We start from the raw sequence: 22,783 nt of genomic DNA, 5'->3' as shown, positions 1-22,783 counted from the left end.
ATAATCTTCCCAAGCTTCATCAGTCCACACCTTAAGCATGTCACGGCTCCCGAAGTTCATGCTCGGACACGTCGCCTTGCTCCAGCTGGCGAATCGACCGTTCCAGATGACGCATGTTCTCGGGAGCATAGAACGGATCAGCACTCACCGGGAACGGAATGCCATGCTCACGCACCACCGCCTTGGCGAAAATATTGAACGCCGTCGTCATGTTCATGCCTATCTGATCACAGATCGCAGAGAATTCCTCCTTTGTCGAATCCTCCATGCGCACACTCACCGTAGTCATACTCATTACAGCCTCCATATAACCAATAACTAAATGAACGCATCTATTGTATAGCTGCTGTCAGTACGGTACAAGGTTACTATGGGATAACATGCACTCACACAGCAGTGACCGCCCCGTCAGCTCCCCTCTCCTATCTTTTCTTTTCTTTGATCAGCCATGAGCGGGAATGCAGATACCGCTGAGCCACATCACTATAGATAGTAGAATTATCTACAGTAGATAGATTGGTGCATATACCCAAGGAACGACCGAAAGGAACGACGATGGCCACGTCGACCGTCAGCGCAAGCATGGACGCCACGACGAAGGCGATCGCGAATGCGCGGATCTGCGAGGCCGGGACGACGCCGAATCAGGTCATCCGCGACCTGTGGGCGCATATCGCCGACACCGGCGAGATTCCTGCGTACGATGCGTCGGAGTCGCGGCGCTCCCGCAAGCTGATCGTGCTGAAGAAACTGGAGTCGCTGCGCGCGCAGACGCCCTCCGGCACCGCATTGGTGGCGATGTCCGACGACGAGGTGCGCGAAACGTTGGGGAACCGCCATGCCTAATGCGCCGCGCCTGCTGCTCGACACCAACATCCTGCTCGATTATGTGGTGCCGGAGCGCCCCCATTCGGAGGCCGCGGCGACGATCGTGCAGATGGCCGCACACGGGCATGCCACGATCTGCGTGACGCCGGGTTCATTGAAGGATCTGTATTACATTGCCTGTAAATCCATCGGCGAATCACTCACCCGCCAGTACATCGAGGCCTTCCTCGACCTGTTCGTCGTGCTGACGGTGAATCAGGAGCTCTGCGCGCTGGCGGTCCGTTCCGATGAGCCCGATTTCGAGGACGGACTCGTCCGGGCGGCCGCCGAAGTCCATCACATCGACTTCATCATCACCCGCGACCACGCCGCATTCCAACGGTTCACCGTGCGCTCGATGAGCTCCGACGAATACGTGCGCCTTTTCTCGCAATGAGCACGACGCATATGGAAAAAGGCCGGCGACGTGGACGTCGCCGGCCTTGGCAATGTGATGATGAAAGGAACGCGTCACTTGACGTTGCGGATGCGCATGATGAGCGCGGCCGCGATGAGCACGATGACGATCGCGACGACGAACACCCACGCATAGGCGGCCGCCGGCGTTCCCGACGCGTGCATCGCCGATTTCGCGATCGAGACGACGATCGATGTCATCATCGTGCCGATGACCGTCGAAAGCGTGTTCGCGAGGTTGAGGATGCCCAAATCCTTGCCCGCCTCCTTCGGATTCGGCAGCACGGCCACGTTGAGCGCCTGATCGATCGCGTTGTAGACGCCGTAGCCGAGACCGGCGATCGCGGCGAACAGATACATGCCCATCGGCGAACGGAACAGGAGCGGCATTGCGGCGCCGACGGCGAACAGGCAGCTCGCGAGCGCGACCGGCAGCTTACGGCGACCGATGCGATCGGTGATCGGTCCGGCTGTGACGGCGGCGATGAGCGAGACGACGAGCGTGATGACGCCCATCGTCGCGATGATCGCGGCCGCCTTGTCGGTGGCGTGCGGGTCGCCGGCGTAGATGTAGTCCTGCGCGATGTACAGCTGGTAGGTCGTGATCATCCAGTAGCCGCCCATCATCAATGTGCGGCCGACGAGCGCATAATAGAAGTCGGGGGCGTTGCGCGGCGGCCGGAAGTTGCGCAGGATCACCTTGGCGCTCATCTTTTCCCCGTCGGCTTCGTATTTGCTCGACTTTTCGCGCGGCCATACGACGACGACGAAGATGCCGATGAGCGAGAAGATGGCGAGGCCCATCATCCACGCTTGGAAGATGCCCGATGCGCCGTGCGTGAGGAACGCGGCGCCGACGACCGAGCCGAGCGTCTGGCCGACGGCGATGCCGGCACCGTAGAAGCCGGAGATCGTGCCGCGCACCTTGTCGGGAACGCGGTCGGACATGACGGCGACGTACGGCGCGAGCATCATGTTGTAGCCCATCTGCGCGAGGCACCACAGCGTCACGATGAGCGCTTCCGAGCGGGTGAACGCGATCGCGCCGATGCTCAGGCCGGTGATCAGGCCGCCGAGCACGATCCACGGCGTGCGCTTGCCGAAGCGTGAGCGCGTCTGGTCGGAGAGCGTGCCGAAGACGATGTTCGCGACGAGGGCGACGAATGCGCCGATCGAGTTGACGAGGCCGAGCATGAACACCTTGCTGCCGGAGTCGATCTGCTCGAACACGCGCGGCAGGATGACAGTGCTCAGTGCGACCCACGGGATCGCACATGCGATCGCGGAGACGGTGAAACCGACGCCGAGCCGTACGATTTCCGTCTTCGTCGGGCGGTGGCCGTCGGCCGAGACCATCGGGTCGCGCATGTCCATGAATGCGGAGTCCTCGTCGGGCACGGCCGTGTCGATCGCGGCGAGCGCGGCCATGCCGGAGCCGGGAACCTGCGAATCGGTGGCAAGTTTGACGCCCTGCGTCTGTTCGTCGTCGATGCTGGGTTCGGCGGCACGTTTCTTCGGCATCGGCGCGGTCAGGCGCGCGATGTTCTCCTTGTCTTCGGCGCTCAGCGCCTTGTCCAAGTCGGGCCGGTCGTCGATGCCCGGTCGGATGTAGCCGCCTGTCGGCTTGCCGCCGGTGCCTTGTTCGTCAACCATGATCTGCCTTTTTTCCGTTTCGTTGTTCGTCCGCGCGCCGCGTTCAGTTTGTATGCGCGACCGGCGGGTTCGCGATGAGGTCATCGCTGACGTGGTCGCCTGTGGCGTCCTTCCATGCGAGCGTCGCCACCGGCTGCGCGTTGTCGACGCCGATGCCCTTCGACGGCGTGAAGGTCAGCGTCGCCGACGTCTCGCCATCGTTCCACGCAAAACTCACCGTCGTGCCATCATCGCCCGTCGCGTAATCGAAGTCGCCGTCGAATGCGGGCAGCTCGTTGCGGAAGCGCGCAAGCGCGTTAAGCGCCTTGACGACCGGACGTTCGAGATTCTCATCGATTTCGGCGGTCGTGTAATAGTGGCGGTTGATGTCGCGGCCGACGTTCGTGCGCTTGAGCAGCGCCATGTCGTTCTCGCCGGCGAGCGCGCCGACGTAGTACACCTGCGGCACTCCCGGCAGGAAGAACTGCACGGCGCGCGCGGCGATGTAGTGCTGGTCGTTGCAGCCGAGCGCGGAGTAGTACGTGGAGTTCACCTGATAGAGGTCGAGGTTCGATGCGGCGGCGCCGGTCGCCTCCTTCGATTCGCCGTGCGTGTTCGCGGTGATCGTCTCGACCATCGCGTCGACGTCCTCGTCGGGGACGAGTCCCTTGAGCGAACGGTCGAGCTGGTCGGAGCCGATGTCGATGACGCCGATGCCGTCATGCGTGTCGAGGACGGTGACGGCGTTGTTAGGGCGGATCTCGGTCCAGTGCGCGAGCGCGTCGACCTTGCCGGTGAACAGCGAGTGGAGCAGCAGCGGGGGCAGCGCGAAATCGTAGACGCGATCCACCTTCGAGGCGATCTCCACCTGCTTCTTGTAATAGGAGTGCACCTCAATGAGGATCTCGAGGCCGCGCTTGGCGCCCTCCTCACGCAGGCGCGAGATGAGCTCGAAGGTCTTCGGCGTCATGAAGCAGCTCGTGCCGGCTTCCTTCGCGCCGTAGCCGACGGCGTCGAGGCGGATGTACTTGACGTGCGACTTGCCCATCTGGTCGAAGATCGACATCAGGTATTCCCAGCCCTTGTCGGAGTCGGTGTCAATGTCCACCTGCTGCGGCGTGAACGTGACCCAGACGAGGCGCGCCTTGCCGGCGAAGTTGTAGTGGGTGAACGGCAGGCCCGGGCGCGGGCGGTAGATGCCGGCGAGTTCCTCCTCAGTCGCGCCGTCCGGGAACACCGAGCTCATCGTCAGGAACATCGGGTAGTACTCGGATTCCTCACCGCGCTTGAGCACGTCCTGAAACTGGCGCGACTGCCAACTCATGTGGTTGACGATCGCGTCGACCATGATGTCGTGCGTCTTCGCGAGTTCGGCGACGTCATCCCAGTCACCGAGGCGCGGGTCCACCGTCGTGTGGTCGATCGGGTCGAAGCCAGCGTCCGCGCCGTCGAAGGGCGTGAAGAACGGCAGGATGTGCACGCCTTCGTAGACGCCGTCGAAGCGCGTGCGCAGGATGTCAGTCAGCGAGGCGAGGTTGCCATCGCCGAGACGATTCGCATAAGTGATGAGCTGTACTTTGTTCTTCACGGGTTCCTCCTCGTCGAGTCATACGGTCGGTCAATCACACCGTTGGGATCAATCGGTCGGGCCGAAGCCCGGGGCCGGATCGATGGTGTCGTATCGAACCGGTTCGATACCGTTGATTATGGCACCGACGAGGCGGTCGCGCAACACGAGCTCCCATCGGCGTGTCGAACCGGTTCGAGAGTCGCGGCGGCGACGTCGCGACGACGATCGACGCCGCGACGTCGCCGCGCCATCGGCACGTCGTATCTACAATGGATAACGTCAAACCGGTTCGACACCATCGATCGAACGACGACATCGACAATCGAACAGCAACATCGATCAAACAACACAGACATCAACGACGACACGGCACACAAGCACACACAGCACAGACAGGAGGCACGGATGGTCGGCATGCGCGACGTCGCGAAACGCGCGGGGGTTTCGGCGAGCAGCGTCTCACTCGTCATCAACGGCACCGGATACGTGTCGCAGGACATGCGCGCGAAGGTCGAGCAGGCGATGCGCGAACTCAACTACGTCCCCAACGAGCTCGCCCGCCACTTCTACCATGGCCGCACCGGCATCGTTGGCGTCATCGTCCCGACGATCCGCCATCCGTTCTTCGCGACGCTCACGTCGCAGCTGCAGCGCGAGCTGTCCGCACGCGGACTGCGCACGATGCTGTGCTCGACCGTCGACGCGGCGAACGGCGAGGCGCAGTACGTCGACATGCTGCGCCAGCGTAGCCTCGACGCGCTCGTCGTCGCCGCGCACACGACGCACGACGCCGACTATTGGTCGTCGATCGACCGACCGATCGTCGCCTTCGACCGCAATCTCGGCGCGCGCATCGCGCAGGTCGATTCCGACCATCGTCATGGCGGCGCGCTCGTCGCCGACGTGCTGACGGACGGCGGCGCGCACGACGTCGTCATCATCGGCGGCCCGCGCCGGCAGTTCACCGATCTCGGCGACACCGGCACGACGTTCCCGACGGTGCGCTATGTGCAGACGCTCGAGGAGCGGCTTGACGACGCCGACATCGCGCACACGTACATCGAATCGGGCGAAGTGTTCGACATCGACGGCATGCGCAGCGCCGTGCGCGAGGCCTTCGACGCGCACCCGCAGATGGACGCCTTCGTCGGCGCCGACCTCGCCGCCGCCTTCGCGATGCAGGAGGCGACGCTGCGCGGCATCGCCGTGCCCGAGGATCTGCAGATCGTCGCCTATGACGGGACGACGGTCGCCGACTGCGCGGGGCTGCCGCTGACCGCCGTCCGTCAGGATTTCGAGGCGATTGCGCAAGCGATCGCCGACGACGTCGAGCAGCAGATCGATGACGCCGCGCAGCCGCCGCAGACTGAATCGACACAGACTGAATCGACACAGACTGAATCGACGCAGACGGCGCGCATGACGATCGTTCCGGTGACGCTCGAACGACGTTCGACGACGCGCTGACGCGCGCGTCATGCAGCAGCCGCGCAACGCAATACGCACCAAACAAACAGTGGGCCACCCATGGAGGATGGCCCACTGCCGAGAGTCGCCCGGCCGATCAGCCAATCAGCCGGATTCGCAGATCGCGTCACTCGCTCGGGACGTCGCCGCTCTGCATCGCCTGGAACACGTTGACGTTCTTGTCGTCATATTCGTAGATGCCGATGTTCGCGGAGCTCGGATCGTTATTCTTGTTGAACGCGCCGATGCCGGTCTTGCCCGAGTACTGGATCTTCTTCTTGTCCTTGATGAGCGCCTTGCAGGCCTTGAAGCTGTCGCACTTCTCGCCGCCGTCCGCGCCGGAGACCGAGGCGAGGTTCTTCTGGATCGTCTCCCCGCTTGTACTGCCGCCCTGTTCCGCGGCGAGCGCCGAGAGGATCACCGCGTCGTACGTCTCCGCCGCGTACGTCGTGTCGGAGACCTCGGTGCCGGCGCCCTTGAGCGCCGCGAGGAACGCGTCGTCGACGTGGGCGCCGGGGATTGTGCCCTTCGACCCCTTGAGCAGCCCGGCGTCGTAGGTCTTCGAGTAGTCGACGGTGTTGCCGTCCACGAGATAGAGCTTGTGGGTGTCCACGCCGGCCGAGGCGAGCGATTTGATGAGCGGCGTCGCCTGGTCGTACGAGATGATGAGCGTCGCGTCGGCGCCGGAGTCCTTGATTGCCGATGCGATGGATGAGTAGTTCGTCTCCGCGGGGTCGAACGCGTCCTTTTCGCCGTAGACGACGTCGACGCCGGCGGATTTGAGCTTCTCGAGGATGATGTCGCGCATGCCGGTGCCGTATTCGTCGTTGAAGCATGCGATGGCGAGCTTCTTGACGCCGTCGCCGGCGATGAGGTCGCCCATGACGGCGCCCTGCACCGCGTCGGGCGCGACGGTGCGGAAGAAGTACGGGTCCATGCCGGAGAGCGTCATCGACGTGGACGCCATCGAGATGACCGGGATCTTCTCGGCGACGATGCTTTTGTAGACGTTCTTGACGACGCCCGATGCGGCCGGTCCGATGACGACCGACGGATGCTTCGCGAGCACCGATTGCGCGGCCGACGTGTTCTGGTCGGCGTGCTCGCCGTCCGATGTGTCCGCCTCGACTTCGGTCACGTCCTTGCCGAGGACGCCGCCGGCCGCGTTGATGTCGCTCACGGCGAGCTTGATTGCGGCGACTTCCGGCGGCGCCAGATAGGCGAGCGTGCCAGTGAGCGGCAGCAGCGCGCCGACGACCATGCCGTCCTCGTCGGCCGCCGCGCTCGAGTCGGTCGCGCCCGACGAGCCGCCGCAGCCGCTCAGCGCGAGCGTCGCCGCCGCGACGAACGCCGTCATCACCATCGCAGGCTTTCGCATATTGTGCAGTCGCATATGCATCACTTCTCTTCCTTGTCTCAGACAAACGACCGTATTGGACGAACGGCCGCCGCCTAAGCAAGGCCGTCGGACGTCATCACTGTTGTGCTTGTCTCATCATTGTTCTTATCATCAGTGTTTAATTGTTTTTCTCTTATATTATCTTAAATTATTAGTATTCGTTGACGATTGTGTTACTTGCATATTTCGTGATCTATGAAATATATTGATTGACAGAGTGTCAAGTATTATTCTCTCGGCGGTCACGTCGAACGGCGGTCATTGTCCGGCCTTCTCGACCTCCTCTTCAAGGTTGCCCAGATACAGACTGATGACCTTCGGATCGTTCATCAGGTCGCGCCCGCGCCCAGAATAGGCGTTGCGCCCCTGGTCGAGCACGTAGCCGCGGTCGCAGATCTGCAGGCAGCGTCGCGCGTTCTGCTCGACGATGACGACGGAGACGCCGGCCTTGTTGACCTGACGCACGCGGATGAAGGTCTCGTCCTGCATCATCGGCGACAGGCCGGCGCTCGGCTCATCGAGCAGCAGCACCGACGGCTGCATCATCAGCGCGCGTCCCATCGCAACCATCTGCCGCTCGCCGCCGGAAAGCTGTCCGGCGAGCTGGTTGCGCCGCTCGCCGAGCTTGGGGAAGATCGAGCAGACGTACTCGAAGCGTTCGTCGAACTTCTTCGGCGCCTGATACGCGCCCATATGCATGTTCTCGGCGATCGTCAGGCTCGGGAACACGTTCTCGGTCTGCGGCACGAAGCCGACGCCGCGCGACACGAGTTTGTCGGCGCGCAGATTCGTGATGTCCTGCCCACGCAGCGAGAGCGTGCCCTCGTGGATGCGTACGAGCCCGAACAACGATTTGAGCAGCGTCGATTTGCCGGCGCCGTTGGGGCCGATGATGCCGACGATCTCTCCGTCGTGCAATGTGAGCGAGGCGCCGTTGAGGATGTTGACGCCCGGCAGGTAGCCGGCGACGAGGTTGTCCGCGTCGAGCAGCGGCTCGCCCTCGGGTTCGCCGACGTGGATCTCGGCGCGGCTCATCGGGCGCGGGGCGTCCGCCGTGCCGTCGAGTCCGTAGATGTCGACGCCGCCCGATGTTTCACGTGCAACCTTCCCGCCGCGACGCTTGGCGTTCTTCGACGCGGCCTTCGATGTCGCAATGTTCATGAGCGTTCCTCCAGACCTTCGAGCACCGAGTCGTCGCCGAGATCGACGTCGGCGTGCGCGCCGAGATAGGCGTCGACGACCGCCGGATCGTCCATGACGGTCTTCGGCGGCCCCTCGGCGACGATCCTGCCCTCCGCCATGACGGTCACCCAATCGGCGATGTGGCGCACCATGTTGATGTCGTGCTCGACGAACAGCACCGTCGTGCCGTCCTCGCGCAGACTGATGATGTGGTCGAGCAGCGACTGCTTGAGCGCCGGGTTGACGCCGGCCATCGGCTCGTCGAGCATGACAAGCTTCGGGTCGCACATCAACGCGCGCGCCATCTCGAGGAGCTTGCGCTGGCCTCCGGAAAGCGAGCCGGCGAAATCATCCTTCTTCTTGATGAGCAGGAAGCGTTCGAGCAGCGCCTCGGCCTTCTGCCGGTTCTCGCGCTCCTTGCGTCGCCACATGCCCGGGAACAGCGAGCGCAGCATACCCTCCCCCGGCTGGTCGGGCGCACCGAGCAGCATGTTGTCGAGCACCGACAGACGGTTCATGACCTTCGTCAGCTGGAATGTGCGTACCATGCCGCCGCGGGCCACCTGCTCGGGATTGACGTGCTGCATGTCCCGGCCGTCGAAGCGCCAGCTGCCGGTGTTCGGCGTATCGAAGCCGGTCATCAGGTTGAAGAACGTCGTCTTGCCGGCGCCGTTGGGGCCGATGAGCGCCGTGATGCCGTGCCGTTCGATCTCGAAATGGTCGACGTCCACCGCCGTCATGCCGCCGAAGCGGCGCACGACGTTATCGGCGACGAGGATCGGATCGGGCTTGTGCACGCCCGGCTTGGCCTCGACGAAGGCCAGATCACGCGTGACCTTGTCGCCGTAGGCGGTTGAGATGAGCTCCTCGCCCTCGGGCGGCTTTGTGCCCCACCGGGCGATGTCGTAGAACGGTTCCTTGACGCTCGCGGCCGACGTCGCGTCCGCGTCCTTCCTGTGCACCGCGTCGAGCGGCGGCCTGTTGTTGTCAGCCATGGAACGCCAACTCCTTCTTGTTGCCGAGGATGCCTTGCGGCCGGAAGATCACGAGCAGCATGAGCGCGATGCCGACGATGACCCAGCCGAGCGCCTCGATCTGGTTCGACGAGACGACGGTCGGCGGAATCGACACGCGCATCGTCTCCTTGACGGCCGTCAGCAGCACCCACAGCACGCACGAGCCGAGAATCGGGCCCATGACGGTCGCGGCGCCGCCGAGCAGCAGGATCGTCCATGTATAGAACGTGACGGTACGGCCCAGCGAATCGGGGTTGAGCGAACGCGGCAGGATGAAGACGATGCCGGCGAGCGCGCCGAAGAAACCACCGACGATGAGCGCCTGCATCTTGTACTTCGTGACCGACTTGCCCAGCGAGCGGATCGCGTTCTCATCCTCGCGGATGCCTTTGAGCACACGTCCCCACGGCGAGCGGAACCACCGCCAGCACAGGAACGCGCACAGCGCGACGAGCACCCAGGCGACGATGCGCAGCCACCACGAGTTCGCGATGTTGTTGTTGTACGTCCAGATGAGGAAGGTCGACGTGCCGTCCGGCAGTGGCGAGAGATCCTCGAACTGCGTCGTGAAGTCCTGCGGGGCGATGCCGGCGGAGCCGCCGGTGACGTTCGTCATCGACGTGGACCTGCCGACGATGCGCACGATCTCGGCGGCCGCGAGCGTGACCATCGCCAGATAATCAGGGCCGAGCTTGAGCGTCGGGATGCCGAGCAGCAGCGCATAGATCGCCGCGAGCAGCAGCGCGAACAGCACCGACGTGAACAGGTTCGCGCCGTGCATCTGCGTGATCGCGAAGCCGTAGGCGCCGAGCAGCATGAAGCCCGCCTGGCCCATGTTCATCAGGCCCGTCATGCCGAAATGGATGTTCAGGCCGATCGCGGCAAGCGCATAGGCCGCCGTCGTGGGAGCGAACAATTCACCGAGGATGTTCGCGATAATGGTCATCGTGTCCATGAATAATCACCCAATCCTATTGCGCTTGCCGAAGATGCCCTGCGGTCGCACGAGCAGGACGAGGATGAGGATCGCGAGTGCGCTCGCGTAGCGCATGTCACTCGGGATGACGAGCGTGCTCAGGTCGGCGACGACGCCGATGACGAGCGCGCCGACGAGCGCGCCGTTCGCCGTGCCGAGACCGCCAAGCGTGACCGCGGCGAACATCAGCATCAGCAACGTGACGCCGGTGTTCCACGCGATGCCGTTGAGGTAGATGCCGAGCAGCACGCCGGAGAGTGCAGCGAGCGCGCAGGAGAGCGTCCAGACGATGCGCACGACCGAGTCGACGTTGATGCCGGACGCGGCCGCGAGCGCCGCGTTGTCGGAGACGGCGCGCGTCGCGCGGCCGAGCCGTGTGCAGTAGAGGAAGACGGTCACGCCGACGATCGTCGCCAATGCGATGCCCGCGCAGATGAGCGCCGGCGCGTTCGTCGTGATCGGACCGAGCTGGATGCCTTCCGGCACCGATTTGACGATGCCCTTGATGTCGCCGCCGAAGAAGAACTGGTACAGGTACTGCAGCGCCATCGACAGGCCGATCGTGACGATCATCTGCTGCATCGTGCCGACGCGCTTGTGCCGCAGCGGCCCCCAGATGAACTGGTCCTGCAGCAGGCCGGTGAGGCCGCCGATGACGATGGCGAATATCGCGGAGAGCACGACCGGCATATGCAACATCTGCGTGCCGACGTACGCCATCAATCCGCCGAGCGTCACCTGCTCGCCGTGCGAGAAGGAGCTCAGGCCGGTTGTGCCGTAGACGAGGTTCATGCCGACGGCCATGAGGCCGAGCAGCAGGCCGAAGATGATGCCCGAGTACAACTGCTGGCAGAAACGCGCCCATGTGACCGACGACGCCGCGGATTCGTCCGTCTTGGCGTGCGTCTGCGTCGTCGGCTGTTTCGCGTCCGCCGCCGCGCCGCTCGACTTGGACGGCTGTTTCGCCGCCGCAGCCTTGTCGAAGCGGACGACGCCACGCTGTTTCGAGAATGATGATTTGACGATTTCGACGGTCGCGCTGTCGGCCGCGAATCCATACTGCTTGGCGACGTCCTGCGGAATCGTGACCGTGTACTTGCCGTCGTCGGCGACCTTGAACGCCCACGTGCCGTCGTCCGCCGTCGTCGTCTCGCCGGTCGCGGCACCGCCGAGCGTCACCGTGACGCCGGCGATCGGCTTCTGGTCGGAGCCCTGCAGGATGCCGTTGACGCAGCCGTATTCGGCGGTCGGCACGCAGCGGTCGGTCGCTTCGACCTCGGCCGCCACGGCCTGCGGCGCGTTCAGGCCGCACCACAGGAAGACAGCAGCGATGACCGCCACGACGCACAGCAGATGCCGCCATCGTGCCCCTCGACGCCCGCATCGGGCAACGGATCGATATGTGGATGCCATGAGCACCCCCTCTCTCTCGTGATGCCCATGAACTTAGCGCCGAAGCCGGTGCAGGCACATTACCGAGGTATTTCCCAGCGGTAACCATGAGAGGGGGTGATTCACATGAAGAAAACAAAACGTGGTATCACGCGCGCGACGCGGGCGCGCGATACGTGGGTCAAGACTGTACAAATCGTACGCGAGTGTCTATGCAAACGTTGGTGTCAGCGCATGCAATGCAACAACAATGCAGCGAGCCGTCGCGGCAGTGTCTCATCGCGGCAGTGTCCCATCGCGTCAATGTCCCATCGCGTCAATGTCCCATCGCGCCGACCCACCAGCCGAGGACGACCATCAGGAACGGGATGAGGACGGTGACGGCGAAGTAGCCGAGCGCCATGCCGATGCGCTTGCCTTTCGCAAGCGAGACCATTTCGTTGATCGCCGTCGAGAACGTCGAGAATCCGCCGAGGAAGCCGGCGACGAACAGCAGATAAGTGAAATAGTTGACGGTCTGGTAGTAGTAGGCCGCCGCGGCGATGCCGGCGAAGAAGGCCGCCGTGATGTTGATGACGAAGGTGGACAGCGGGAAGACGCGGTCCCACCAACGCTGGATCGACGTGTTGAGAACGAAGCGGGAGACGGCACCGAGGCCGCCGCAGATGCACACGAGCAGGAACTCCCCCATCACTTCACCTCCCCGGTCAGCGGATCGGCATGGACGATCGGGATCTCGTCGGTCTTCGGATTGGGGTCGCCGACCGGCATCGCGTCGAGCGGCGCGTCCTCGACCGGCACACGCACGCCGATCGCCGGCTTCGGCTGTTCGCGATGCCGCAGCGCGTCGGCCACGGCGAGACTCGCCGCACGCACCGACGTGAGCTTGAGGCCGAGCCACGAGCCGAACCAGGCGACGACGATGCCGACGAGGAACGTGATGACCGTGTAGACGATGAAGCTCAGATAGCCGCTGTTGTGCAAGGCCGTGATGTCCTCGACCATCATCGCGGACAGCGTCGAGAAACCGCCGCACATGCCCATGCCAATACCGCGGCTCGCCAACTGGCGCACACGTTTGCGGATCCAGATCGCCTGCGACATGTAGGAGGTGAGCAGCGCGAAGACGAAGCAGGCGATCATGTTCGCGATGAAGGTGGCCGGATGGAAGGCCATCCACAGCGGAGAATCGGAACCCGGATACGGCAGCACGAGCCACAGGCCGTACCGCAACGCGGTGCCGACGCAGCCGCCGAGGAATACGACGAGATAGATCATGCCATCGGCAAGCGGATTGAAGCGCGCCTGCATGCGTTTCATCGGCGCCAATGGGACGCTCGGCGGCTTGCGCGCGGCGGCCGCTCCGGTCGGATGGGGCTGCATGAGCTCCTTGCGAAGGTCGCCGGTGTCGTCGGCCTCCGTTCCGGCGGTTTCCGTCGCCGGTTGCTGTGTTGGCTGCTGCCCTGTCTGGTTGTATTGGTTCTGGTCGTATTGGTTGTGTCGCGTGCTCTGTTGCGTGTTCATATGAAAATCACCGCCTCAATACAGCTCTGGGTTTCGGCGTGTGCTGACATGATAACCCGTGGAACATGGAAGGGCGCCGGGCGGTCCTCGTTATGGACGGCCCGGCGCCCGATGGCCCCGCGTCACCGGCCGCTTCAGTCGATGAGCGAATGGATCTGGATGATGTGGTCGCGCTGCGGACCGGTGCCGATGACCGAGATGCGGCAGTTGGACAGTTCCTCGAGCCGCTTCACATAGGCCTGGCAGTTCGCCGGCAGATCCTCGAAGCGATGCACCTGCGAGATGTCCTCAGTCCAGCCCGGCATCGTCTCGTAGATCGGCTTCGCGGCGGCGAACGCGACCTGATCGGTCGGCATGTCGTCGTAGCGCACACCGTCCACGTCGTAGGCGACACAGATCGGGATCTCCTCAAGGCCGGTGAGCACGTCGAGCTTCGTCAGCACGATGTCGGTCAGGCCGTTCACCTGCGTCGCATAGCGGTTGACGACGGCGTCGAACCAACCGCAGCGGCGCGGACGGCCGGTTGTCACGCCGTATTCGTGGCCCTGCGCGCGCAGCCAATCGCCCCATTCGTCGAACAGCTCGGTCGGGAACGGACCTTCACCGACGCGCGTCACATACGCCTTCGAGACGCCGATGACGCGGTCAATCTTCGTCGGGCCGACGCCGGTGCCGGTGCACGCACCGCCCGCCGTCGGATTCGACGACGTGACGAAGGGGTAGGTGCCGTGGTCGATGTCGAGCATCGTCGCCTGACCACCCTCAAACAGCACGGTCTTGCCGTCATCGAGCGCCTGGTTGAGTACGAGCGACGTGTTCGCCACATACGGCTTGAGTCGTTCGCCGAGCCTGAGCAACTCCTCGACGGTCGCGTCGACGTCCACCGGACGGCGGTTGTACAGTTTGACAAGCATCTGGTTCTTCTGACGCAGCGCGTTCTCGACCTTGTCGCGCAGATGCTCCTCGTTGAACAGATCGGCCACGCGGATGCCGATGCGGTTGATCTTGTCCGCATACGCCGGGCCGATGCCGCGGCCGGTCGTGCCAATCTTCTTCTTGCCGGCGAAGCGTTCGGTGACCTTGTCGATCATGCGATGATACGGGGCGATGACGTTCGCCGATTCGCTGACGAGCAGCCGCGAGCAGTCGATGCCGCGGCTTTCCAATCCGTCAATCTCCTCGAGCAGCACTTCCGGATCGACGACGACGCCGTTGCCGATGACCGGCGTGGCCGTCGGGCTGATGATGCCGGACGGCAGCAGGTGCAGCGCGTACGATTCGTCGCCGACGACGACGGTGTGGCCCGCGTTGTTGCCGCCGTTGAAACGCGCGACATAATCGACCCTCGTTCCGATCAGATCAGTCGCCTTGCCTTTTCCTTCGTCGCCCCACTGGGCGCCGATCAAGACGATTCCTGGCATGCTCCACCTCCGCTGGTTCTCCGGATCCGCCGAGGACAGATTACCGTAGGCCCTCTACGCGAGCCCTTCAGCTCGCGTAGAGGGCCTACGGAGACGGTGCGCCACCTGTGCGCGTTATTTGAGCGCGCGGCCGGCCGAGCCAAGTTCCTGACACGCCTCGACGACGCGCACAGCCATCGAATCCTCGGCTTCCTTGCCCCACGAACGCGGATCGTACATCTTCTTGTTGCCGACCTCGCCGTCCACTTTGAGCACCTCGTCGTAGTGGCGGAACATGTGGTCGGCGACCGCGCGCGTGAACGCGTACTGCGTATCGGTGTCGATGTTCATCTTGACGATGCCGTACGAGACGGCTTCGGCGATCTCCTGCGGCGTCGAGCCGGAGCCGCCGTGGAACACGAGCGCGAAGGGCTTGCCTTCGGGCATATTCGCGTCGAGCGTCACGTCGAGCTCACCGCTCTTCGCACGATCCCACACGCCGTGCTGGATCTGCTCGAGCAGCTGCGGACGCAGCTTGACGATGCCCGGCTTGTACGCGCCGTGCACGTTGCCGAAGGTGAAGGCGGCCATGTAGCGGCCGCGCTCACCGAGCCCGAGCGCCCGCGCGACGGCGACGCCGTCCTCGACGCTCGAATACAGCTTCTCGTTGATTTCGGCGCTGTGGCCGTCCTCTTCGCCGCCGACGGCGCCGATCTCGATCTCGAGCACCGTGTGCGCGCGCACCGACTTGTCGAGCAGTTCGCGCGCGATCTCGAGGTTCTCGGCGAGCGGCACCGTCGAGCCGTCCCACATGTGCGACTGGAATATCGGCTCGCGGCCGTGCGCGACCTCGTCGATCTCGATGTCGAGCAGCGGGCGCACCCATTCGTCGAGATATTGCTTGGCGCAGTGGTCGGTGTGCAGAGCGACGGTGATGTTCGGATACTTCTTCGCGACCTCGTGCGCGAAGGCGGCGAAGGCGAGCGAACCGGTGACGCGGTCGAGCACACGCTGACCGGAGAAGTAGGCGGCGCCGCCCACCGACACCTGGATGATGCCGTCCGATTCCGCCTCGGCGAGCCCCTGCAGCGCCGCATTGAGCGTCTGCGAGCTGGTGACATTGATCGCAGGGTACGCGTAGCCACCCTGCCGCGCGGCGTCAAGCATCTGCGCGTAACGTTCGGGAGTTGCGATAGTCATGTCTCCTATCTTATGGCGTGCGGGCGCGCGCGACGCCCACAGCCGACCGCGAAACGCCCGATGCTAAGCTGAATGGCAGCGCATAAGGCGGCCGATGGCGGGAGGGCGATCACGGTGTCGCAGAACAAACGCAACAGGGACAAGTACATCGACGAGAACGACGTCGCCGAGAACGAGGTCGTCGAGGATCTGCAATCGTTGGACATCGACGGCGGCGACGAAGAGGAGGACGTCGCCGCCGTCGAGGAGATCGATTTCCAGGGCAGCGCGAAGCCGCCGAAACGGCCGCACAGAACGATGGGTCCGGTGGCGGCCGCCGTCGTCACCGTGCTCGTCGCGCTCATCGTCGTCGCGCTCGGTGCGGGCGCATGGTGGATGTGGCGATTCCATTGGCGCTCCGTCGACGTGAACGTCGACGGCGAGACGGTGTCGGCGCGCGCGGACACGACAATCGCGCGGTTCCTCGACGACCATGACGACTTCGGACGCACGCGCGGACGGCTGCTGTCGCTCAAGGGGAAGGTGCTCGACAAGGACGGCGGCGATCCGGTCGCTGTCAGCGTCAACGGTACAACGGTGCCGGCGGCCGACTACGGCACGACGACGATCGCCGACGCCGAGACGATGACGGTCACGCCCGGCAAGGACGTCACCGAGGCGCATACGAGCGAGCAGCGCACGACGAAATACGGCACCGACATCAATCTCAACAACGGCCCGATCCAGGTCGTCACGCAGCAGGGCGAGGACGGCGAGCAGGAGGTCTGGATCGGCAAACGGTCGAAGGAGGAGATCGTCCACAAGGAGATCAAGCCGGCGAAGAAACTCACCGTGCAGTCCTTCGCGCCGCAGCCGGCCGGGAAGAAGGTCATTGCGCTCACCTTCGACGACGGGCCGAGCCAGTACACCGAGCCGATCCTCGACATCCTCAGGCAGAAGAAAGTGAAGGCCACGTTCTTCGACCTCGGCGAGGAGGCGCTCGCCTACCCGAAGCTCGAACAGCGTATGGTCAAGGAGGGTCATCAGGTCGCGTCGCACAGCGTCAGCCATCCGTACATGCCGGACATGTCGCGCGACGACCTGCGCAAGGAGATCCTCACAGGCTTCGCCGACCTCAAGGAGGCGAGCGACACGAAGACGCGCGTGCTGCGCGCGCCCTACGGCGCCTTCGGCGTGCAGCAGTGGAAGGACACGGCCGACATCGTCGACATGAACGTGCTGTGGAGCATCGACACGCTCGACTGGAAACGCCCCGGCAAGAAGGCGATCCACGACGAGGTGCTCAAGAACGCGTACAACGGCGCGATCGCGCTGATGCACGACGGCGGCGGCGACCGCACGCAGGACATCGAGGCGCTGCCCGGCATCATCGACGATCTGAAAAAGCAGGGGTACTCCTTCGTCACGATCGATGAACTGTGCGAGATGGGCGGCGTGCCGAAACCGGCGCAGGGGAAGGACTAAAGAAGGACTAAATCGGCGGCTCAATCAGGCGGGGGCCTCCGTCACAGCACGATCGCATGCAGCTGTGCTTCAGAAAAAGAAATTGACACGACAAACAAACTGGTCGTATACATCGCCGGAACCGGCAACACGGCGCCGCGCGAGGTGCGCACATGGCTCGAATCGCATGATTTCGCCGGCAAGACGATGACGACCTTCGCGACGTCGTCGTCGAGCACGCGCGGAGCCCTCGGCGAACAGCTGCATGATTCCGCGCCGGACGCGCAGTGGATCGACGGACGCCGTTTCGACGTCGACGCGAATGAGGCCGAGCTGCGCGACTGGGCCGAGTCGCTCGGCATGTGAGCGGCGTGCGGAATCACGCATCGTAGCCGCCCGCACGTTCCGCGCCGCGTAGGATGGGACACGCATGACGAACGATCACGGCACGGAAACGGAGACGAGCGATGACGACAACGAATCGGCATGATGACGGCGACGGACGCTCGATGAACATACGGCCACGCGCGGCACTCGCCGCCGTCGCCGCGCTCATCGTCATCGGATATGCACTCATCACCCCGGTGCTGCTGTCCTCCTTCGACGGCGCGCCGAATGACGCGATCGGCGCATGGCTCGACCGGTCGACGACGAACGTGTGGCTGCTTGTCGCGGCCACGATCGCCGGACTCGGCTGCTGGATCGGCGCCGCCGTCGTCGAAAAACGCTCGCGCCCGCAGGGTCGAATGGGCGGATGGCGATCGCTCATCCGACCGGCCGTGACGATTGTGACCGGGCTGTGCGGCTTCTGCGTCTGCTTCTCGCTGCCGATGCTGTGTCTGCTGCATCTGGGCTGACGGCCGTCCACACTTTCGCGTTCCGTTTGTGCGCGGATGGCGTGGACGTCTACACTCGAATCGGACCCGTGCAATGCCGCATGGGCAGCATGAGGAGAGGACCCATCATGACCGACAACAACATGCAACCACAGATTCCGATGCCGGCGCTGCCACCGCGCCCGGGCGAAGCCAGCGCGACTCCGATGCCGCAGTCGACGCCGACTTATCCGGATACATCGAACATGACACCACAACCGGCATATCCGGACGCAGCGGGAACCGCATCCCCGGCACAACCCCAACAGCAATATCCGGGCTATCCTGAGCAACCATCGCAGCCTTATGCGGAGCCATCGAATACGGCATACGCGCCGGCGGCACAGCCCTACGCCGGCGGGGCGAACATCCCGCCGTCGATTCCGGCGGGCGGCGCAGGCCCATCGAACGAATACCAGCCGCAGCAGCCGATCCCGGTGACCGTCGTGCAGCAGGCCCCCGCGTACAAACTCAAGACGAACCGCAGCCTGCTCAAATACATCCTGCTCGGCCTCATCACACTTGGCATCTACGACATCGTCGTCATGTATGACGTGACCGAATCGACGAACATGGTCGCCACGTCGCACGACGGACGCAAATCGACGAACTATCTGCTCATGTACTTCCTGTTCGGCTGGCTGTCGCTCGGCATCGCATGGCTCGTGTGGTACAGCAACCTTTCGGATCGCATCGGCAACGAACTGCAGCGCCGCGGCATGCCGCGCGAAGTGAGCATGTCCGATTTCTGGCTGTGGTGCATCCTCGGCTCGCTAATCATCGTCGGCCCGTTCATCTATCTGTACAAGCTGCTCAAGGCGACGAACATGATGTGCGCGGACTACAACGCGCGCGGCTGATCCGCCGCGGCCGGCTGCGCGGGCTACGCTCCGCGTAGCTGCCGCAGGAACCGCTCGGCGATCGGGCTGAGCGGACGGTTGCGCCTCCAGACGAGGTGCAGCTTTGTGACAAGCGCTGGACGCAGCGGACGGAACACGAGCCCCGAATCGGCACTCGTATCGACGATGCGGTCGAAGGCGAGCAGCACACCGAGCCCTTCGCGGGCAAAGACGGCCGCGTTGTAGGCGAGGCCGAAGGTCGCCTCGAGACGCAGATCAGGCATGCGCGATCCCGCCCAGCGCGCGATCTCATGTTTCCACGCCTGCTGTGAGCAGAACAACGGTTCGCCGACGAGATCATCGATTGAGACGGACGTGCGCGACGCGAGTCGATGATCGGCGGGGACGATGACGCCCCAACGGTCGACGTTCGGAAATTCGAGCGCCTCGTATTTCGTCAGGTCGGGATCGTGCGCGAGAACGGCGAAATCAAGCGTGCCCTGGTCGAGATGCTCGAGCACCTGCGAGGAAACGCCGCTTTCGACGTGATAGCGCAGGTCGGCGCACTGTTCGCGCAGCTGTTTGATCTGCCGCGCGAGATATTGGATCTGATACGACTCCGCGAGACCGAAATACAACGTGCCGCCGGTGACGTTGCCGAGCGACGCGAACTCGTCCTCGATGCGGTCGGCCATGCCGACGAGATCACGCGCGCGTTCGCGCAGCACGCGCCCCTCCTTCGTCAACGTCAGCCCGAAGCTGCGCCGCACGAACAGTTGCGTGCCAAGCTCATGTTCGAGCGATTTGATGAGCTTCGACAACGACGGCTGCGACATGTGCAGATTGGCCGCGGCGCGCGTCATGTTCTCTTCACGCGAAACTTCGAGGAACGCGCGCAATGCCCGGATCTCCATCGGCGTCCTTTCGCAAAAGTTATTCGTTCAACGAATAATGATTATAGCAAATCACTATTTGCGTTATGACATCGCGCGACCGACACTAGACAGCACAAGCCGATGAGACGGCACAGGACGCGCCACACGGCACCCACGTAATCGAAACATCGAAAAGAATCAGTGAAGGAGATCGCCGATGACAGCACTTGAGCTGACGCCGGCGTGGGACAAGGTGTTCCCGCACAGCGACAAGGTCGAACACAGCAAGATCACGTTCCACAATCGCTACGGCATCGAACTGGCCGCCGATCTGTACATGCCGAAGCATGCACCGAAGAACGGACGCTTCAAGGCGCTCGCCGTCGCCGGACCTTTCGGCGCCGTCAAGGAACAGGCAAGCGGCCTGTACGCGCAAACGCTTGCCGAACGCGGCTTCCTGACGATCGCGTTCGACCCGTCGTTCATCGGCGAATCGGGCGGCTCGCCGCGCGCCGTCGCCTCCCCCGATATCAACACCGAGGATTTCTCGGCGGCCGTCGATTATCTGTCGACGCGCCACGACGTCGACCCCGACGGCATCGGCATCGTCGGCATCTGCGGCTGGGGCGGCCTCGCACTCAACGCCGCCGCGAACGATCCACGCATCAAGGCCACCGTCGCATCGACGATGTACAACATGAGCCGCGTCACCGCGAACGGCTACTTCGACGCCGAGGATTCGCCGACCCAACGCAACGCCAAGCGCGCGCAGCTCGCCAAGCAGCGCACTGAGGACTATGCGAAGGACGACTACGCGCGCGCCGGCGGCGTGCCAGCACCCGAGGCACTGCCCGAGGACGCACCGCAGTTCCTCAAGGACTACGCCGCCTACTACAAGACGCCACGCGGCTACCATGCGCGCTCGGTCAACTCGAACGACGGTTGGAACGCGACGTCGGCGCTGCCCTTCATGAACATGCCGCTGCTGAGCTACATCGACGAAATCGAAAACCCGGTGCTACTCATCCACGGCGAGAAGGCGCATTCGCTGTACTTCTCGAAGGCCGCGTACGACAAGCTCGAGCACGGCGTGAACCCGGCGAACAAGGAATTGATGATCATTCCGGGCGCCAGCCACACCGACCTGTACGACAACTTCAAGTACATCCCCTTCGACGCGATCGAGGCGTTCTTCGACCGCAATCTGTGAGGACTGCGGCACGCATATCGCACACGGCATCATGCATGGCCGAACGTATGCACAACGAACATGCATGATATGCAGTTTCACTATCTGCTGCATATAAAAATCGGTTCCATACTATGAACTGGCGGCGCGCGGGCACGGCACAGCGAAAACCGCCGACCGCGCACAACGACGACCGATCATGGAGGCATCATCATGAACAACTATCCGATTCCGGTCGGCGTGCCGACCGCATATGCGCAGTCACTGATGTTCCTGGTGGGCGCGCCGAACGACGCCTACGCGCAGTACTTCACCGGCAAGAGCTGGCTTGCGCCGATCTCCGGCGAACAGGTCAGCATGGCCAATGTCACCTTCGAACCCGGCTGCATCAACCATTGGCACATCCACCACGCCACGCAGGGCGGCGGTCAGATGCTCATCTGCGTCGGCGGTCGCGGCTACGCGCAGATCGAGGGACAGGAGCCGATCGCAATGACTCCGGGCACCGTCGTGCACATCCCGGCGAACATGAAGCACTGGCACGGCGCGGCACCGGGCAGCTGGTTCTCGCACATCGCCATCGCCGTGCCCGGCGAAGGCAAGAGCAACGAATGGCTCGAGCCGGTCGACGAAGCCGAATACAACAAGCTCGCCTGATCGCCGGCCTTCCACAGACATACCCCTGCCCCCATCAGGCGGCTCGCGACCTCCAACGTGAGCAGCCTTTCCCTACTTAATTCCACATTCCCCTTTGATTTCCAAGAAATCAGGTCATCATGACGCATACCACCATCAATTCCGATACTAATCCGAACGACGAGCTCATCCGCACCGATCCGCATTTCGTCGACCGTCTGCTGCACTTCGCCGATGAGGAGGTGGCGCAGGATCCGGATACGAAGCTCAATGCCGAAACCCGCTATCTCGCGATTCTCGCGACGCTGCTCGGCTGTCAGGGGACCGATGAGTTCCACATCCAGCTGACGCGCGCGCTCGACGCCGGCCTTTCCCCGGTTGAGGTGAAGGAGGTCGTCTATCAGGCCGTCGATTATCTCGGTCTCGGACGCGTGCGACCGTTCCTCGGCATCACGAACGATGTGCTCGAGGCGCGCGGCGTGCAGCTGCCGCTGCCAGACCAGACCACGACGACGATGGACGATCGTCTCGAAACTGGCAACGCGAAGCAGGTGGAGCTCTTCGGCGCCGGCATGGACAAAAGCTACGAACGCAGCAAGATCAACTATTGGCTCGCCGACAACTGCTTCGGCGACTATTACACGCGCACCGGCCTGACGAACGCCCAGCGCGAGATGATCACGTTCTGCTACCTGTCCGCGCAGGGCGGCGTCGAGCCGCAGCTCACCGCGCACGCGAAGGCGAACATCGGTCTGGGCAACGATGCCGGTTTCCTGCGCAAGGTCACGCTCCAGTGCCTGCCGTATATCGGCTATCCGCGTACCCTTAACACGCTGCGCATCGTCGATGAAGCCGACAAGGCGCTCCATTCCGCGTGAACCGGC

Annotated in this window: 23 protein-coding genes; 10 read left to right on the top strand and 13 right to left on the bottom strand. The window is 63.6% G+C overall.

From position 1 onward, the window contains the following. Positions 1–40: 40 nt before the first annotated feature. Complete coding sequence (locus CGZ88_RS06080; RefSeq protein ID WP_026644829.1) at positions 41–295, bottom strand: type II toxin-antitoxin system RelB/DinJ family antitoxin; 255 nt, start codon at positions 293–295, stop codon at positions 41–43. 260 nt (positions 296–555) lie between these two features. Here CGZ88_RS06080 and CGZ88_RS06075 point away from each other — a divergent pair, with 260 nt between their 5' ends. After that, positions 556–846: a hypothetical protein gene (locus CGZ88_RS06075; RefSeq protein ID WP_026644830.1), complete on the top strand. Its 291-nt coding sequence runs from the start codon at positions 556–558 to the stop codon at positions 844–846. Next, on the top strand, positions 839–1,264 hold the full coding sequence (locus CGZ88_RS06070; protein ID WP_051198485.1) for a PIN domain-containing protein: 426 nt from the start codon (positions 839–841) through the stop codon (positions 1,262–1,264). Before CGZ88_RS06075 ends, CGZ88_RS06070 begins: the two co-directional genes overlap by 8 nt. Before the next feature lie 74 nt (positions 1,265–1,338). On the opposite strand, the gene CGZ88_RS06065 is transcribed toward CGZ88_RS06070, so the two are convergent. Further along, positions 1,339–2,937 (bottom strand): MFS transporter, encoded by a 1,599-nt coding sequence (locus CGZ88_RS06065; protein ID WP_101671372.1) that lies wholly within the window; start codon positions 2,935–2,937, stop codon positions 1,339–1,341. Positions 2,938–2,980: 43 nt separating this feature from the next. Continuing rightward, positions 2,981–4,504, bottom strand: a complete 1,524-nt coding sequence (gene gtfA / locus CGZ88_RS06060; protein ID WP_026644833.1) for a sucrose phosphorylase — start codon at positions 4,502–4,504, stop codon at positions 2,981–2,983. A 387-nt stretch (positions 4,505–4,891) separates the two neighbouring features. Between gtfA and CGZ88_RS06055 the strand changes: the two genes are divergently transcribed. Continuing rightward, entirely contained in the window at positions 4,892–5,953 is a 1,062-nt protein-coding gene (locus CGZ88_RS06055; protein ID WP_026644834.1) for a LacI family DNA-binding transcriptional regulator, read from the top strand. A 127-nt stretch (positions 5,954–6,080) separates the two neighbouring features. On the opposite strand, the gene CGZ88_RS06050 is transcribed toward CGZ88_RS06055, so the two are convergent. The 9 genes from CGZ88_RS06050 to fbaA all read right to left on the bottom strand — a co-directional run bounded on the left by CGZ88_RS06050 (position 6,081) and on the right by fbaA (position 16,042). Then, on the bottom strand, positions 6,081–7,316 hold the full coding sequence (locus CGZ88_RS06050) for an ABC transporter substrate-binding protein (protein WP_423734414.1): 1,236 nt from the start codon (positions 7,314–7,316) through the stop codon (positions 6,081–6,083). Positions 7,317–7,610: 294 nt separating this feature from the next. Then, entirely contained in the window at positions 7,611–8,387 is a 777-nt protein-coding gene (locus CGZ88_RS06045) for an ABC transporter ATP-binding protein (RefSeq protein WP_051198550.1), read from the bottom strand. Positions 8,388–8,509: 122 nt separating this feature from the next. Further along, positions 8,510–9,529 carry an ABC transporter ATP-binding protein gene (locus tag CGZ88_RS06040; RefSeq protein ID WP_081663989.1) on the bottom strand — a complete coding sequence of 340 codons (1,020 nt, stop codon included), beginning with the start codon at positions 9,527–9,529 and terminating at the stop codon, positions 8,510–8,512. Then, positions 9,522–10,505: a branched-chain amino acid ABC transporter permease gene (locus tag CGZ88_RS06035; RefSeq protein WP_101671371.1), complete on the bottom strand. Its 984-nt coding sequence runs from the start codon at positions 10,503–10,505 to the stop codon at positions 9,522–9,524. The genes CGZ88_RS06040 and CGZ88_RS06035 overlap by 8 nt, the downstream gene beginning before the upstream one ends. Before the next feature lie 6 nt (positions 10,506–10,511). After that, entirely contained in the window at positions 10,512–11,939 is a 1,428-nt protein-coding gene (locus CGZ88_RS06030) for an ABC transporter permease subunit (protein ID WP_101671370.1), read from the bottom strand. Between the two features lie 295 nt (positions 11,940–12,234). Next, complete coding sequence (locus CGZ88_RS06025) at positions 12,235–12,609, bottom strand: fluoride efflux transporter FluC (protein WP_101671369.1); 375 nt, start codon at positions 12,607–12,609, stop codon at positions 12,235–12,237. Further along, entirely contained in the window at positions 12,609–13,442 is an 834-nt protein-coding gene (locus CGZ88_RS06020) for a fluoride efflux transporter FluC (protein WP_051198487.1), read from the bottom strand. The genes CGZ88_RS06025 and CGZ88_RS06020 overlap by 1 nt, the downstream gene beginning before the upstream one ends. Before the next feature lie 134 nt (positions 13,443–13,576). Further along, positions 13,577–14,863, bottom strand: coding sequence for an adenylosuccinate synthase (locus CGZ88_RS06015; RefSeq protein WP_101671368.1), 1,287 nt, complete (start codon positions 14,861–14,863; stop codon positions 13,577–13,579). 114 nt (positions 14,864–14,977) lie between these two features. After that, positions 14,978–16,042: a class II fructose-bisphosphate aldolase gene (fbaA, locus tag CGZ88_RS06010; protein ID WP_101671367.1), complete on the bottom strand. Its 1,065-nt coding sequence runs from the start codon at positions 16,040–16,042 to the stop codon at positions 14,978–14,980. A 147-nt stretch (positions 16,043–16,189) separates the two neighbouring features. On the opposite strand from fbaA, the gene CGZ88_RS06005 reads away from it, so the two are divergent. The 4 genes from CGZ88_RS06005 (at position 16,190) to CGZ88_RS05990 (ending at position 19,220) form a co-directional block, all read left to right on the top strand. Beyond that, on the top strand, positions 16,190–17,506 hold the full coding sequence (locus CGZ88_RS06005; protein WP_423734420.1) for a polysaccharide deacetylase family protein: 1,317 nt from the start codon (positions 16,190–16,192) through the stop codon (positions 17,504–17,506). 144 nt (positions 17,507–17,650) lie between these two features. Next, on the top strand, positions 17,651–17,851 hold the full coding sequence (locus CGZ88_RS06000; RefSeq protein WP_051198489.1) for a flavodoxin: 201 nt from the start codon (positions 17,651–17,653) through the stop codon (positions 17,849–17,851). A 101-nt stretch (positions 17,852–17,952) separates the two neighbouring features. Further along, entirely contained in the window at positions 17,953–18,342 is a 390-nt protein-coding gene (locus tag CGZ88_RS05995) for a hypothetical protein (RefSeq protein ID WP_101671365.1), read from the top strand. 107 nt (positions 18,343–18,449) lie between these two features. Then, on the top strand, positions 18,450–19,220 hold the full coding sequence (locus tag CGZ88_RS05990; protein ID WP_243390092.1) for a DUF4234 domain-containing protein: 771 nt from the start codon (positions 18,450–18,452) through the stop codon (positions 19,218–19,220). 23 nt (positions 19,221–19,243) lie between these two features. Here the strand turns inward: CGZ88_RS05990 and CGZ88_RS05985 are convergent, their stop codons facing one another. After that, the gene (locus CGZ88_RS05985; RefSeq protein ID WP_026644846.1) at positions 19,244–20,113 is read right to left on the bottom strand and encodes a LysR family transcriptional regulator; all 870 of its coding nucleotides are present in this window, start codon (positions 20,111–20,113) and stop codon (positions 19,244–19,246) included. A 178-nt stretch (positions 20,114–20,291) separates the two neighbouring features. Between CGZ88_RS05985 and CGZ88_RS05980 the strand changes: the two genes are divergently transcribed. The 3 genes from CGZ88_RS05980 to CGZ88_RS05970 all read left to right on the top strand — a co-directional run bounded on the left by CGZ88_RS05980 (position 20,292) and on the right by CGZ88_RS05970 (position 22,777). Next, positions 20,292–21,284 carry an alpha/beta hydrolase gene (locus CGZ88_RS05980; RefSeq protein ID WP_101671364.1) on the top strand — a complete coding sequence of 331 codons (993 nt, stop codon included), beginning with the start codon at positions 20,292–20,294 and terminating at the stop codon, positions 21,282–21,284. 192 nt (positions 21,285–21,476) lie between these two features. Then, complete coding sequence (locus CGZ88_RS05975) at positions 21,477–21,920, top strand: cupin domain-containing protein (protein WP_026644847.1); 444 nt, start codon at positions 21,477–21,479, stop codon at positions 21,918–21,920. Positions 21,921–22,039: 119 nt separating this feature from the next. Further along, positions 22,040–22,777 carry a carboxymuconolactone decarboxylase family protein gene (locus CGZ88_RS05970; RefSeq protein ID WP_101671363.1) on the top strand — a complete coding sequence of 246 codons (738 nt, stop codon included), beginning with the start codon at positions 22,040–22,042 and terminating at the stop codon, positions 22,775–22,777. The last annotated feature ends 6 nt before the right edge of the window (positions 22,778–22,783 follow it).

Source organism: Bifidobacterium anseris, assembly GCF_002860345.1.
In the GTDB taxonomy this organism is placed as follows: Bacteria; Actinomycetota; Actinomycetes; order Actinomycetales; family Bifidobacteriaceae; genus Bifidobacterium; species Bifidobacterium anseris.
This window is presented reverse-complemented; position numbering and strand designations above follow the sequence as displayed.